The organism is Arthrobacter sp. P1_B11, assembly GCF_056406715.1.
In genome coordinates this window covers 32,001-46,250 of the sequence record NZ_JBFTZQ010000003.1, presented here as the reverse complement: position 1 = coordinate 46,250, position 14,250 = coordinate 32,001, and the positions used below count along the sequence as shown (strand labels likewise).

Genomic DNA, 14,250 nt, shown 5'->3' with positions numbered 1-14,250 from the left:
GCACCCTTCCGTGAAGTTCAAAGTCGAACGGGACGTCCTGGCAGAAGCCGTCACCTGGACAGCCCGGTCGTTGTCCCCGCGGCCGCCAGTACCGGTCCTCTCGGGCCTGCTGCTCAAGGCCGAGGCCGGAACGGTCAGCCTCTCGAGCTTCGATTACGAAACGTCAGCGAGACTTGAAATCCCTGCCGACATCAGGGATGAGGGCACCATCCTGGTCTCTGGCCGGTTGCTCGCGGACATTTGCCGGAGCCTTCCGTCCGCCCCGGTGGAAATCGAAACCCAAGGCAACAAGGTGACGCTCACCTGCCGCCGCAGCAGTTTCCACCTCGCCACCATGCCGGAAGCCGAATACCCGCCGCTGCCGGCACTTCCCACCATCAGCGGAACGGTCGCGGGCGACTCCTTCGCACAAGCGGTGTCCCAGGTGATCATCGCTGCGAGTAAGGATGACACCCTCCCCATCCTTACTGGCGTAAGGATGGAGATCGAGGATGACCTCATCACCCTCCTTGCTACCGACCGCTACCGACTGGCCATGCGGGAAGTCCCGTGGAAACCAGTCACCCCAGGCATGTCCACCAGCGCCCTGGTCAAGGCGAAGACCCTCAACGAAGTCGCCAAGACACTCGGCGGCAGCGGCGACATCAACCTGGCCATTGCGGATGACGACAGCCGGCTCATCGGTTTCGAGAGCGGCGGACGCACCACGACTTCGCTTCTTGTCGACGGTGATTACCCCAAGATCCGCTCCCTGTTCCCGGATTCCACACCGATCCACGCGACGGTGCAGACCCAGGAACTCGTAGAAGCCGTCCGCCGTGTGTCGCTCGTTGCCGAACGCAACACCCCCGTGCGCCTCGCCTTCACGCAGGGCCAGCTTCACCTCGACGCCGGAACCGGCGAGGACGCGCAGGCTTCCGAAGAACTTGAAGCGCAGCTTTCCGGCGATGACATCACCGTGGCGTTCAATCCGCACTACCTCGTGGAAGGCCTGAGCGTGATCGAAACAAAGTACGTCCGCTTCTCCTTCACCACCGCCCCGAAGCCGGCCATGATCACGGCCCAGATGGATGCGGATGGCGAAGATCAGGATGACTACCGCTACCTCGTGATGCCGGTCCGCCTTCCCAACTAGCCACTTTCCCAACCAGGTCGCACTTAACGCCGTTTTGAGTGTTAAAGATGACATCTGCTGCGACCCAGTTGCACAGACCCACCACCACCCCAGCGCAGAAAAGAGTTCCCACCGTGCACATCGGACTGATCGGCCTTGGCAAAATGGGTTTCAACATGCGCGAACGGCTGCGCAAGGGAGGCGTGGAGGTCACGGGCTTTGACCGCAATCCGGACGTGACCGACGTGTCCTCCGTGGATGAACTCATCGCCGCCGTTCCCTCGCCCCGCCTGATCTGGGTGATGGTCCCGTCGGGTGACATTACGGACGCCGTCATCAGCGAACTCGGCAACAAACTTCAGCCAGGCGATCTCGTGATCGACGGCGGCAACTCTCGATTCACAGAAGACCAGAAGCACGGCGCCGCCCTGGCCGACAAGGGCATCCGCTTCGCGGACTGCGGTGTCTCCGGTGGAGTCTGGGGCCTGCAGAACGGCTATGGGCTCATGGCCGGCGGTGAGGCCGCGGACATCGAACGCGCGTTGCCGGTCTTTGACGCCCTTCGTCCTGAAGGAGAGCGGGCAGACAGCTTCGTCCATGTGGGCGGCGTCGGGGCGGGCCACTACGCCAAGATGGTCCACAACGGCATCGAGTACGGCCTCATGCAAGCCTATGCCGAAGGCTATGAATTGCTCGCTGCCAAGGAGATCGTCACCGATCTTCCCGGTACCTTCCGCGCCTGGCAAAAGGGAACAGTTGTCCGGTCCTGGCTGCTGGACCTCATGGTGAAGGCGCTGGATGAGGATCCTGGCCTGGCCTCGATCGACGACTACGTCGAGGACTCCGGCGAGGGCCGCTGGACCGTGGAAGAGGCCATCGCCAACGCGGTTCCAGCCCCGGCCATCACCGCCGCGCTCTTTGCCCGGTTCTCCTCCCGCGAGGACAACTCGCCGGCCATGAAGATGGTGTCCGCACTGCGCCACCAGTTCGGCGGGCATGCCACCCGTCCGGCAAAGTAGCACCCGCACCGGGGCCGTGAGTCCCGGAACCAGTGTCCCGAGAATCCTGAAGAGCGCGTGTACCTAGAACACCTGTCACTGACCGACTTCCGCAGTTATGCGCAAGTGGATCTCCGGCTGGAACCCGGCGTCACCGTCCTGGTCGGTTCCAACGGGATCGGCAAGACCAATCTGATGGAAGCCATCGGCTACCTTGCAACGCTGAGTTCGCACAGGGTGAGCGCCGATGGGCCGCTCCTGCGTTTCGGCACCGAACGCGCACTGATCCGGGCCAAACTGGTGCGCGGCGAACAGTCCACCGTGCTGGAACTTGAGATCAACGGCGGCCGGGCCAACCGCGGACGCATCAACCGCAGCAACCCTGTCCGGGCGCGGGATCTTCTGGGCATCTGCCACACCGTCCTTTTTGCCCCTGAGGATCTGGCCCTCGTCAAAGGAGATCCGTCCAGCCGGCGGCGTTTCCTTGACGAGCTGCTCGTGAGCCTTGTTCCGCGGCACGCCGCCACGCGGAGTGACTACGACCGCGTCCTCAAACAGCGTAACGCCCTCCTGAAGTCGGCCCGTGCCGGGAAATTCACGGCTGGCCATGAGACAACCCTGGATGTTTGGGACCAGCACATGGCGCGCGCAGGCGCGGAGCTGCTGCATGCCAGGCTGGAGCTCGTAGAGCGGCTTCGTCCGCACCTCAACAGCGCCTACGCCCAGTTGACCGACGGGTCCAAGGCCGCCGATGCGGTGTACCGGTCAACACTTCAAAACATGATTGACGACGACGGCGCACCCACCGGAACGAACGTGGAACCTTCCGCGGGTGGAGACCAGATGGAAGACCTCCTGCTGCTTTCCGTTGACGAGCTCACCGAGCGCTACGTGAGGGCCTTCGCAGCGTCCCGCCGCAAGGAACTCGAGCGTGGCATCTCGCTTGTCGGTCCCCACCGCGATGAGCTTGAACTTGTCCTCGGACAGGCACCGACGAAGGGCTATGCCTCCCATGGTGAAACCTGGTCCATGTGCCTCTCCCTGCGTCTTGCCTCCTACTACGTCATGCTCGATGACGCGCGCACCGGCGGTTCGGCACCCATCCTGATCCTGGACGACGTTTTTGCCGAGCTTGATGTGCAGCGGCGGCGTAAACTGGCCGCAATAGTAGCCGGCGCCGAACAGGTCCTCGTAACCGCCGCTGTTGACGCCGACATTCCTGAGGAACTGACCGGGCGGCGGGTGAAGGTTATCCCGGGAGGAATCGATGAACAGGGATAAGGACGGCGGCCTCCAGCCAGGCCGTGACCCTGATGAGATCGATGCCGCCCAGGCCGCGTTGAACAGGATGCGCGACGCTGCGGCTGCCCGCGGCGAGGTGCGCCGGGCGGCGCCCCGCGCCGGAAGCAGCGCCCAAAAACAGCGCACCGCGGCGCGGAACACTCGCGGATTCAGCCAGTTCCATGCCACCGGACGCGATCCCTTGGGACTGGGAAAGGTGGTGGGTCGCCTTGTTGCCGAACGTGGCTGGACCTCACCCGTGGCGGTCGGATCGGTCATGGCCGAGTGGGGCACGCTGGTGGGGCCGGAGATCGCTGCACACTGCACACCCGAAAGCTTTACGGACACCACGCTGCACGTGAGGTGCGACTCCACGGCCTGGGCCACGCAGCTTCGGCTGCTGAGCATCAGCCTGCTGGAGAAGTTCCGCACTGAACTTGGCGACGGCGTCGTCACCAGCATCCAGGTGCTGGGTCCGGCCGCGCCAAGCTGGCGCAAGGGGGGCCGCACCGTCAATGGCCGCGGGCCCCGGGACACCTACGGATAGAGCCCGTCCGCAAGTGGCAGCGGCCAGCCCGCGGCCGGATCTATTGAAAAATGCACAAACGGCGTGTAGGGCGTTCAAACCGCCGTGAGCCGTATAGGAACCCGAAGACGGTACCGCTGGGGCCTTGCAGGCGGGGCCAATGGCCTGCGAGAGGCACACTGCTCGCCGTTCGCCGCCCTGGAATGCGGGGATCGGTCCTCTTTCACGATAGAATCTCTGTAGATAACTGGGCGCCGGTGAAACGTTGACTGAGTCCGTTTTCCGACGCTTTTCCAGCGGCCGGAAGACGGTTCCGCAAGCCAACCAAGTAGACGGCGTTATCAGTGACGCGCCTGTTGGCGGGCGCCTTTCCCCTGGGAGACGGCATCGGCCAGCCACTATCAATTACAGAGGAGTCGAAAGCGCCTGTGGCTAACGACAATGCAGATATCCAGGCAGTGGAACCCGCAATGGAGGATGCCCCGACGCCTGACACGCCGGCTGAAGCGGTGACCAAACGGGAATACGGCGCCAGTGACATCACCGTCCTTGAGGGTCTTGAGGCTGTGCGTAAACGGCCCGGCATGTACATCGGATCCACCGGCCTCCGCGGCCTGCACCACCTCGTGTACGAAGTGGTGGACAACTCCGTTGACGAGGCCCTGGCCGGATACTGCACACATATTGAAATCGTCCTGCAGGCCGACGGCGGCGTCAAAGTGGTGGACGACGGCCGCGGCATCCCCGTCGACATTCACCCGAGTGAGGGCAAGCCCACCGTTGAGGTGGTCATGACTATCCTGCACGCCGGCGGAAAGTTTGGCGGCGGCGGATACGCCGTCTCCGGAGGCCTCCACGGTGTGGGCATTTCGGTGGTCAACGCACTCTCCAGCAGGGTAAACACCGAGGTGCGCAGGCAGGGCCACGTCTGGCGGATGTCCTTCGCCGACGGCGGCAAGCCCCAGGGCGGGCTGGACAAGGGCGAGGAAACCGACACCACCGGCACCACCCAGACGTTCTACCCCGATACCGGCATTTTCGAGTCGGTTGAATTCGACTTCGAGACGCTGCGCGCCCGCTTCCAGCAGATGGCCTTCCTCAACAAGGGCCTGCGCATCACCCTCACCGACGAGCGCGTCACTACCGCTTCCGGCGAGAACGATGATCTGGACCTTGACAGCGTCGCCACCGAAGGCGAAGTCAACGCGGACCACCGCACCGTTGTCTACCAGTACAACGACGGGCTGCTGGATTACGTCAAGCACCTGAATTCCGGCAAAAAAGTCGATGTGGTCCACGAGGACGTCATCGCCTTCGAAACCGAGGACACCGAACGCAAGATTGCGGTGGAAATGGCCATGCAGTGGACCAGCGCGTATTCAGAGAGCGTCCACACCTACGCCAACACCATCAACACCCATGAAGGCGGAACCCACGAAGAGGGGTTCCGGGCCGCGATGACCTCACTCATCAACCGCTACGCGCGGGAGAAGAGCATCATCAAGGAAAAGGAAGAGAACCTTACCGGCGACGACATCCGTGAGGGCCTCACGGCCGTCATCTCGGTGAAGCTCGCCGAGCCGCAGTTCGAAGGCCAGACCAAAACCAAACTGGGCAACTCGGAGGTCAAGGGATTCGTCCAGCGCGTGGTCACTGACCAGCTCGGAGACTGGCTCGAACGCAACCCCGGACCGGCAAGGGACGTGATCCGCAAGGCCATTTCGGCTGCCCAGGCTCGCATGGCCGCCCGCAAGGCACGTGACAACGCCCGCCGCAAGAGCCCGCTGGAATCCTTCGGCATGCCCGGCAAGCTCTCCGACTGCTCCTCCAAGGATCCTTCGAAGTGCGAGGTCTACATCGTGGAGGGCGACTCCGCCGGCGGTTCGGCCAAGCGCGGGCGCAACCCGGAAACGCAGGCCATCCTGCCGCTGCGCGGCAAGATCCTGAACGTGGAACGGGCCCGGCTGGACAAGGCCCTCGGCAACAACGAGGTCCAGTCCATGATCACCGCCTTCGGCACGGGAATTGGTGAGGACTTCGACCTCAGCAAGCTGCGGTACCACAAGATCGTCCTCATGGCCGATGCCGACGTTGACGGCCAGCACATCACCACGCTGCTCATGACGCTCCTGTTCCGCTACATGCGCCCGCTGATCGAAAATGGCTACGTATACCTGGCACAGCCTCCCCTGTACAGGATCAAATGGTCCAACGCCCCGCATGATTACGTGTACAGCGACCGTGAGCGCGACTCCAGGCTGGTGTCCGGACAGGCTGCGGGCCGACGCATCCCCAAGGACAACGGCATCCAGCGCTACAAGGGACTCGGCGAGATGGACTACACGGAACTGTGGGACACCACCATGGACCCGGACCACCGGACACTGCTCCAGGTCACCATGGAAGACGCCGCCGCCGCGGATCAGATCTTCAACGTGCTGATGGGCGAGGACGTCGAATCACGCCGCAACTTCATCCAGCAGAACGCCAAGGACGTCAGGTTCCTCGATATCTAAGCGGTTTACCGCACTGATATTCCCGAGCCGACATATACCTGAAACGGAAAATACACACTATGAGTGACGAAACCCCTGAGGTTCCCGCGGACTCCGGAGATCTCCCCGAGCCGGTGTTGGAGGGCGATCTGCTGATTGACCGCGTGGAGCAGGTCGACCTCCAGACGGAGATGCAGCGGTCCTACCTCGACTACGCCATGGCCGTTATTGTGGGCCGCGCGCTGCCCGACGTCCGGGATGGTCTGAAGCCCGTGCACCGCCGCGTGCTGTACGCAATGTTCGATGGCGGCTACCGCCCGGACCGTTCGTTCAACAAGTGCGCGCGCGTCGTGGGCGAGGTAATGGGCCAGTACCACCCTCACGGTGACACCGCCATTTACGATGCGCTGGTGCGCCTGATCCAGGACTGGACCATGCGCTACCCGCTGGCACTCGGGCAGGGAAACTTCGGCTCCCCGGGCAACGACGGCGCAGCAGCACCGCGGTACACCGAAACCAAGATGGCTCCCCTCGCCATGGAGATGGTGCGGGACATCGACGAGGAAACCGTCGACTTCCAGGACAACTACGACGGCAAGAACCAGGAACCCACCATCCTGCCGGCCCGGTTCCCGAACCTGCTGGTCAACGGCTCCTCGGGCATCGCCGTCGGCATGGCCACCAACATTCCGCCGCACAACCTCCGCGAGGTTGCCGACGGTGTCCAGTGGTACCTGTCCAACCCCACCGCCAGCCGCGAGCAGCTCCTCGAAGAGCTGCTGCTCCGCATCAAGGGACCGGATTTCCCCACTGGCGCCACCATCCTGGGCCACAAGGGGATTGAGGACGCGTACCGCACCGGCCGCGGCTCCATCACCATGCGCGCCGTGGTCAACGTTGAGGAACTCCAGGGCCGCACGTGCCTGGTGGTCACCGAACTGCCCTATCAGGCCAACCCGGACAACCTCGCCATCAAGATTGCCGAGCTCGTCAAGGACGGCAAGGTCCAGGGCATCGCCGATCTCCGTGATGAAACTTCGGGACGCACCGGCCAGCGCCTGGTGATTGTCCTTAAGCGGGACGCCGTGGCAAAGGTGGTGCTGAACAACCTTTACAAGCACACCCAGCTGCAGGAAAACTTCGGCGCCAACATGCTGGCGATCGTGGACGGTGTGCCGCGCACACTCAGCCTAGACGCCTTCATCCGCCACTGGGTGACGCACCAGATGGACGTCATCGCGCGGCGTACCCGTTACCGCCTGCGCAAGGCCGAGGAGGAAGCGCACATCCTGCGCGCGCTCCTGAAGGCCCTGGACATGCTGGATGAGGTCATCGCCCTCATCCGTGCGTCCAACACCACCGAAGCCGCACGCGATGGCCTAATGGAACTGCTGGATATCGACGAGCTTCAGGCAAGGGCGATCCTGGACATGCAGCTCCGTCGCCTGGCAGCCCTGGAACGCCAGAAGATCCAGGACCGCCACGCCGAACTCGAAGCGATGATCGCAGAGTTCAACGCGATCCTTGCCTCGGAGGAGCGCCAGCGTGAGATCATCAGCACCGAGCTGGCGGAAATCGTTGCCAAGCACGGGGATGACCGGCGAACCAAGATCCTCATGGGCTACGACGGTGACATGTCCATGGAGGACCTGATCCCCGAAGAGGAAATGGTGGTTACCATTACCCGCGGCGGGTACGTCAAGCGGACAAGGAGTGACAACTACCGCTCCCAGCAGCGCGGCGGTAAGGGCATAAAGGGCGCCCAGCTGCGCGGCGACGACGTCGTGGAACACTTCTTCGTTACCACCACACACCACTGGCTCCTCTTCTTTACCAACCTCGGACGCGTCTACCGGGCCAAGGCCTATGAACTGGCTGAGGCCGGCCGGGACGCCAAGGGACAGCACGTGGCCAACCTGCTGGCCTTCCAGCCGGACGAACACATCGCCCAGGTGCTGGACCTCAGGGACTATCAGCACTCGCCGTACCTTGTGTTGGCCACGAAGCGCGGGCTGGTCAAGAAGACGCGGCTGGAGGACTACGACACCAACCGCTCCGCCGGCGTCATCGCGATAAACCTTCGCGACGAGGATGAGCTTGTTTCCGCCCAGCTGGTATCCGAGACAGACGATCTCATGCTGGTATCCCGGAAGGGCCAGTCCATCCGATTCACCGCGACTGATGATGCACTCCGCCCCATGGGTCGGGCCACCTCAGGCGTGACGGGCATGAAGTTCCGCGAGGATGATGAGCTCCTCGCCGCGAACGTGGTCACCGACGGATCATTCGTGTTCATCGTCACCGAAGGCGGCTACGCCAAGCGGACCGCCGTCGAGGAGTACCGTCTCCAGGGCCGCGGCGGGCTGGGCATCAAGGTGGCTAAGCTCGCCGAGGAACGCGGTGACCTGGTTGGCGCCCTGATCGTCCAGGAAGAGGATGAAGTCCTGGTGGTCATGGAGGGCGGCAAGGTGGTCCGCTCGTCCGTGGCAGGGGTTCCCGCCAAGGGCAGGGACACCATGGGCGTCATCTTCGCAAAACCTGACAAGAACGACCGCATCATTGAGGTGGCGCGGAACAGCGAACGTGGCCTTGAGGGAGAGGAATCTCCGGAGGATGACGTAACGTTGGCTGAAGATACGGGATCCGTAGACGGGTCCGCAGAGGCAGAAACAGCAGAGGCAGAGCCGGCGATGCCCGCGGCATCCGAGGATGCCGACAGCGACACCGAGCTGAACGAAGACAACACCGGAGGTAACGAGTGAGTAATTCCGACTCATTTCCCAAGCCGAGCAGTAATGGTCCCGGCGGGATGCGGCAGCCGGCAACCGCTCCACGAGTGAATGCCCCGGTGCGTCCGCAGCAGAGTCCGGGCACGGCGTCGGGCATTCCGGGGCAACGCCCCGCGGCGCCAGGACAGTCACTGCCTGGACAGTCAACCCCGGGACTGCCCTCCCAGGGCCAGCGCCCGGCGGCGCCGGGACAGCGCCCCGTCCAGGGGCAGCGGCCCCAGGCCCCGGGCCAGAGGCCCGCGGCACCCGGCCAGCGGCCGGGCCAGAGTGCCCCGGGACTGGTGAAGCCGGCCCCGAAGGCCAAGGTCCGCCGTGCGCGCCTGCTGGTAAGCAAGGTGGACCCCTGGTCCGTCCTGAAGATGGCGTTCCTGCTCTCCGTGGCACTCGGCATCGTCACCGTGGTTGCGGCCATTGTGCTGTGGACCGTCCTGGACCTGACAGGCATCTTCGACCAGGTGGATAGCCTCCTTGGCACCCTCGCGGGCTCCGAGGGTGGCGGTTTTGAACTGAAGAAGGTTGCGTCGCTCGGCCAGGTGGCATCCTTTGCCGTCATCATCGCCGTAGTCAACGTTGTGCTGCTGACGGCCCTGTCCATGCTGTCCGCCGTGCTGTACAACATCTCCGCCACCCTCGTGGGCGGCATCGGCGTCACGCTGACGGACGACTAAAAAACCCGTGATTCCGCGGAATTAGCACCGCGGAATGCCTCGATTTGAGATCGGGCCGGGATGTGCTGTAAAGTCATGTCTCGGCCCGATGAGGCATCGGGGCGTATAGCTCAGGCGGTTAGAGCGCTTCGCTGATAACGAAGAGGTCCCAGGTTCAAGTCCTGGTACGCCCACGGAACCTGCACAGGTTCAAGTAAAGGATCAGGTAAGACTGACCGGAACGGGGTGCGTGTGAAGAAGTTGCTGGCATTTGCAGCTGCGATCGCAGGCGTCCTGCTCTACAGGAAAGTGCAGGAATCCGAGGCCCGGAAAACGGTCTGGAGTAAGTCAACCGATACGGTTGAATAGTCCGGATCCCCGGTACGGAGGCTGGTCAGACGGCCTCCGGAACTAGGGTATGATTGACGGGTTGCTTCTTATGGGGGCATGGCGCAATTGGTAGCGCACCTGCTTTGCAAGCAGGGGGTTCGGGGTTCGAGTCCCCGTGCCTCCACCATAAGGAAAGTCCCGGCCAGAGATGGCCGGGACTTTTTTGTTTAGCGGGTTGCCGTAGCCCCGCCCGGCGGACCTTGCCACAGGGATCTGGCCCTTCGGACCTTGCCACAGGGCGGCGAGCGGCCCGTATTGGCCGAATCGGAGGGCCGCCCGGGCACACTACTGTGGAGTCGTGAACTTCTTCCTCGCGGCCCTGGGCGTACTGGGGGTGGCCTCCTCCGGGCCCCTCATCGCTGCGACACTCGGTGCAACCACGGTCAGTGCCCTCGCTATCGCCTTCTGGCGCAACGCGATAGGTGCTGCGGTCGTGGCCACACCCACCCTGATCAGGGAACCGCGGCAGTTCGGCCACATCACGGGCCGGGAGTTCCGCTGGTCGCTCGTGGCGGCTTCGGCCCTCGCGTTGCATTTCGCCTGCTTCATTACCTCCCTGCAGCTGACATCGGTTGCTGCGGCAACCGCCTTGGTCTGCCTCCAGTCCGCCTGGATCGCCGTCATACAGATGCTCCGCGGCGTGAGGCACCGGTGGCAGGTCCTCGTGGGGCTCGGCATCGCTTTCGGCGGCGTCGTCGCCATTACGGGCTTTGACATGGGCGCATCGCCCGAGGCGCTGCTCGGCGACCTCCTGGCGGTAGCTGGCGGGCTCCTCGCAGGGGTTTATACGCTGGCCGGGGGCCGTGCCCGGCAGAGCATGACAACGGGAACCTACACCACGCTCTGCTACGGCATGTGCGCGGCGCTGGTGGCGCTGCTGGCGCTCATCACCAGGCAGCCGCTCCTGGGGTTCGACGCCGGCGGCTGGCTGGGGATCGTAGCCATCACCGTTTGTGCGCAGCTGGTGGGGCACACCGCCTTCAACTACCTGCTGGCAACCATGAGTCCACTGCTCGTCTCAATGATCATCCTGCTTGAGATTCCCGGCGCAGCACTGCTTGCGGCCATCTTTCTGAACGAGACCCTGCCCGCCGGTACGTATGGCGGCCTTGCACTGATCCTGGTGGGGCTCGCCGTCGTCGTCACAGGTCAGCGCACCGGCAAAGCCGGGCGGGGCAAAACACCGCAGGAGCGGCCCTTGGCGGAGCTGGGGACGGACTGAGGGGGAAAGTTTCCCGCCCCCGGCAGGCGCTGAAGCTGTTTGACGGAGCCGCGGCGCCTGGGCCGGCGCTAAGGGCCGGCTTCCAGCGCTGAGACTACTGTCCGCCGCGGCGGGCTGGCTGGCTGGTGTTGACCGTGTGAATGGCTCGCAGGAGCTTCGCAGGGAAGTACACGGAGAAGAAGACCACCATAGGGGCCTTGAGGGCCATTTTCTTGACGTTGTGGGCCTTATATGTGCGGTCAAAGCGGGTCACGTAGTAGCGGTAGTCACGGGGTGAGTCCTCGAGCCGCCGGGCGGACATTCCAGAGACCATCTGCGGCCAGTACTGGACCCGCAGGTCGTGGTCGGCCAGGTGGAGGGAGAGATCAATGTCTTCATGCATCTCGTCCTTCTCATCCCGGCAGGTCTCGCCGCGGATGATCTCCCAGGCAGAACGCCGCAGCGCCATGTTGGAGCCAAACAGAAAGTGGTATTGGTGCTTTGCCAGCTTGAGCATCAGTTGGCGCATCTTGTCATCGGCCTTGAGGCCGAAACGCCGCATGGGCATGTCGTAGTAGACGACCGGTCCCGTGGCAGCCTGCGTGGACTGGTCCGCGAACGCTTTCTGGACCTGCTCCACCCAGTCCGGTTCCACCACCGAGTCGGCATCGATCCGGCCCAGGATTTCACCGGTGGCGTGGTCGAGGCCGAAGTTCCGTGTGGGGATGAGGCCCTGGCTCGCGTCCTGACGAAGCAGGATGATGGGGCTCTCCGGGTATTCCTGCTGCATCTGCAGGACGATGTCCGCAGTCCGGTCCTTGGACATGTTGTCCACCACGATAATCTCGTGCGCCGGAACGGACTGGTAAACGGCCGCGATGAGGCACTGCCGGATGACGCTTTCCTCGTTATATGCCGGTATGACGATTGATACGCCCGGCAGCTGAGCGTCGTGCAAGGAATCCTCGGCGGATCTATCGGGTGACATCACCTCAAACTTAGCACCGATCGATTTTCTTTCCGCGGCCTACGCAGCCGGACCCACAAAAGGTTCCAGCGGTCCAAGCAACCTGGCCATAAATGACTGGAGGGGCCCCGCACCAGGCGGAACCCCTCTAACCGCACGCCCGGTGGGCGTGGAGATTGTTTACTTGTCGGCCGGTTTGTCCGCGCCGTTGTCGATGTTGGCCGCAATGTTCTTGACGGCCGTCTTCGCATCGGAGGCGACAGCACCGGCGTCGGCGTCTGCATCCTCGGCCACGTGCTTGGCCTTGTCAGCTGCGTTGTCGCTGTCCTCTGCGGAGGCAGGGGCCAGCGGTGCGGCGTCGGATCCGGGTGCCGATTCGTTCACCGTGGCGGCGGCTACGGGCGCCGGCGTCTCGGCCACAGGGGCGGAAGGCGCTGTGGTGGACGGTGCCGGTGTAACGGGGGCCGGGGTCTTCCACGGGTCCTCCACCGGTTTGGAAGCCTTCCACGCCGCGACACCGGCTGCGACCGCAGCTGCGATCACACCGACGATCAGGAGACCGCGCTTTTTGGGCTTCTCCGGCTGGATCAGCGGCTTGCCGGTCACTGCCCGGCTTGCCTCGGAGGCTGCCGACTTCAACTGGCTGCCGGCAACCTGTGCCTGCTCCTGGAGGGAGTGGATGATACCGACGTCGCCAAGCCTCTGTGCTACGGCGTCCACCCGGGCCGGTGCGCCCTCCAGCGTCCGGTGGACCACTTCCGACGCCGTGCCGATCTGGTCCGAGAGACGCGGAAGGTATTCCACTACCACGCGGTCACGGGCCTGGTTGATAACAGGCGTGGCCCGGTCCAGGGCCTCGTGCAGCCTCGGCGTCGCGCCCTCAACGGCGTCGTGAATCCTGGGCGCCAGCTGCGACAGTCCGTCCTGGAGGCGGGGCGTCACGGTGGCAACTCCGCCAGCCAGGTTGTGGGCTGCCGACTTGAGCCCTTCCTGGATCTTGGGGGAAGCGGTGTCGATGCCATGCTGCAGCCGGGGTACAGCCCAGTCCACTGCAGCTTCCATCCGGTCTTTTGCGTTCTCTACTGCGGAACTGACCGACAATTCCAGTTCACGGGCAATACGATCCGATTTCTTCACAACTACCTCCCGATTAATGTGACGGTTCTGCAGTTAGCCTACGTTGCGGATGAGCTGCCCTGCTATCGTTCAGGCGGATTCAGAGCGGATTTCACCCAGCGCGGAACTGCGTTTCAGGCCCCGTCCCGCGTTGACCCGCCGTGAAAGAATGACCGTATGACTGCCACAGCAACTGCAAAAGCAACCATCCACACAAGCCTCGGCGACATCGTCGTGAACCTCTTCGGCAACCACGCGCCGAAGACTGTTAAGAACTTCATTGGACTGGCCACGGGCGAACAGCCGTGGACGCACCCGGAGAGCGGCGAAGACAAGTCCGGCACGCCGCTGTACGACGGCACCATTTTCCACCGCATCATCAAGGACTTCATGATCCAGGCGGGCGATCCCCTGGGCCGCGGCACCGGCGGACCCGGCTACCGGTTTGACGACGAGATCCACCCCGAGTTGAGCTTCAACGCCCCCTACAAGCTGGCCATGGCCAACGCCGGCCTGCAGATGGGCAAGGGCACCAACGGCTCCCAGTTCTTCATCACCACCATCCCCACTGACTGGCTGCAGGGCAAGCACAGCATCTTCGGCGAAGTTGCAGACGACGAGTCCCGGAAGGTGGTGGACGCCATTGAGGCTGTCCGCACCGGTATGGGCGACCGCCCGGTTGAAGACGTAAAGATCAACAGCATCGATATCGAGCAGCTCTAACCC

General features: G+C 63.6%; 12 protein-coding genes and 2 tRNA genes. 12 read left to right on the top strand and 2 right to left on the bottom strand.

Annotated elements, in window-relative coordinates:
- Nucleotides 1–10 precede the first annotated feature (10 nt).
- From dnaN to AC1D14_RS03540, 11 genes are all read left to right on the top strand, one after another.
- A complete protein-coding gene (dnaN, locus tag AC1D14_RS03590) occupies nucleotides 11–1,135 on the top strand; it encodes a DNA polymerase III subunit beta (RefSeq protein ID WP_230119123.1) in 1,125 nt (374 codons plus the stop codon).
- Between the two features lie 113 nt (nucleotides 1,136–1,248).
- Nucleotides 1,249–2,133 (top strand): phosphogluconate dehydrogenase (NAD(+)-dependent, decarboxylating), encoded by an 885-nt coding sequence (gene gnd / locus AC1D14_RS03585; protein ID WP_230119122.1) that lies wholly within the window; start codon nucleotides 1,249–1,251, stop codon nucleotides 2,131–2,133.
- A gap of 57 nt (nucleotides 2,134–2,190) precedes the next feature.
- Nucleotides 2,191–3,393, top strand: coding sequence for a DNA replication/repair protein RecF (gene recF / locus AC1D14_RS03580; RefSeq protein ID WP_230119121.1), 1,203 nt, complete (start codon nucleotides 2,191–2,193; stop codon nucleotides 3,391–3,393).
- Nucleotides 3,380–3,940 (top strand): DciA family protein, encoded by a 561-nt coding sequence (locus tag AC1D14_RS03575; RefSeq protein WP_230119120.1) that lies wholly within the window; start codon nucleotides 3,380–3,382, stop codon nucleotides 3,938–3,940. Before recF ends, AC1D14_RS03575 begins: the two co-directional genes overlap by 14 nt.
- A 407-nt stretch (nucleotides 3,941–4,347) precedes the next feature.
- Complete coding sequence (gene gyrB, locus AC1D14_RS03570; protein WP_290369765.1) at nucleotides 4,348–6,435, top strand: DNA topoisomerase (ATP-hydrolyzing) subunit B; 2,088 nt, start codon at nucleotides 4,348–4,350, stop codon at nucleotides 6,433–6,435.
- Between the two features lie 59 nt (nucleotides 6,436–6,494).
- On the top strand, nucleotides 6,495–9,176 hold the full coding sequence (gene gyrA / locus AC1D14_RS03565) for a DNA gyrase subunit A (protein WP_230119119.1): 2,682 nt from the start codon (nucleotides 6,495–6,497) through the stop codon (nucleotides 9,174–9,176).
- Nucleotides 9,173–9,871: a DUF3566 domain-containing protein gene (locus AC1D14_RS03560; RefSeq protein WP_230119118.1), complete on the top strand. Its 699-nt coding sequence runs from the start codon at nucleotides 9,173–9,175 to the stop codon at nucleotides 9,869–9,871. Before gyrA ends, AC1D14_RS03560 begins: the two co-directional genes overlap by 4 nt.
- Nucleotides 9,872–9,970: 99 nt before the next feature.
- A tRNA-Ile gene (locus tag AC1D14_RS03555) sits at nucleotides 9,971–10,044 on the top strand.
- A gap of 52 nt (nucleotides 10,045–10,096) precedes the next feature.
- Nucleotides 10,097–10,219 carry a DLW-39 family protein gene (locus AC1D14_RS03550; RefSeq protein WP_354962153.1) on the top strand — a complete coding sequence of 41 codons (123 nt, stop codon included), beginning with the start codon at nucleotides 10,097–10,099 and terminating at the stop codon, nucleotides 10,217–10,219.
- A 72-nt stretch (nucleotides 10,220–10,291) separates the two neighbouring features.
- Nucleotides 10,292–10,367 (top strand) — tRNA-Ala (locus AC1D14_RS03545).
- 171 nt (nucleotides 10,368–10,538) lie between these two features.
- Nucleotides 10,539–11,462 carry a DMT family transporter gene (locus AC1D14_RS03540; protein WP_230119116.1) on the top strand — a complete coding sequence of 308 codons (924 nt, stop codon included), beginning with the start codon at nucleotides 10,539–10,541 and terminating at the stop codon, nucleotides 11,460–11,462.
- A 94-nt stretch (nucleotides 11,463–11,556) separates the two neighbouring features.
- Here AC1D14_RS03540 and AC1D14_RS03535 read toward each other — a convergent pair whose 3' ends face one another.
- Entirely contained in the window at nucleotides 11,557–12,429 is an 873-nt protein-coding gene (locus AC1D14_RS03535; RefSeq protein ID WP_230119115.1) for a glycosyltransferase family 2 protein, read from the bottom strand.
- 159 nt (nucleotides 12,430–12,588) lie between these two features.
- A complete protein-coding gene (locus AC1D14_RS03530; protein WP_230119114.1) occupies nucleotides 12,589–13,545 on the bottom strand; it encodes a hypothetical protein in 957 nt (318 codons plus the stop codon).
- Nucleotides 13,546–13,701: 156 nt separating this feature from the next.
- On the opposite strand from AC1D14_RS03530, the gene AC1D14_RS03525 reads away from it, so the two are divergent.
- Nucleotides 13,702–14,247: a peptidylprolyl isomerase gene (locus AC1D14_RS03525; RefSeq protein ID WP_230119113.1), complete on the top strand. Its 546-nt coding sequence runs from the start codon at nucleotides 13,702–13,704 to the stop codon at nucleotides 14,245–14,247.
- Nucleotides 14,248–14,250: the final 3 nt, after the last annotated feature.

Bases quoted from the DNA above. Each gene is read 5' to 3' on its own strand.
- AC1D14_RS03575 (WP_230119120.1), top strand. From the start codon at position 3,380: ATGAACAGGGATAAGGACGGCGGCCTCCAGCCAGGCCGTGACCCTGAT.
- gyrA (WP_230119119.1), top strand. From the start codon at position 6,495: ATGAGTGACGAAACCCCTGAGGTTCCCGCGGACTCCGGAGATCTCCCC.
- AC1D14_RS03535 (WP_230119115.1), bottom strand. From the start codon at position 12,429: ATGTCACCCGATAGATCCGCCGAGGATTCCTTGCACGACGCTCAGCTG.
- AC1D14_RS03525 (WP_230119113.1), top strand. From the start codon at position 13,702: ATGACTGCCACAGCAACTGCAAAAGCAACCATCCACACAAGCCTCGGC.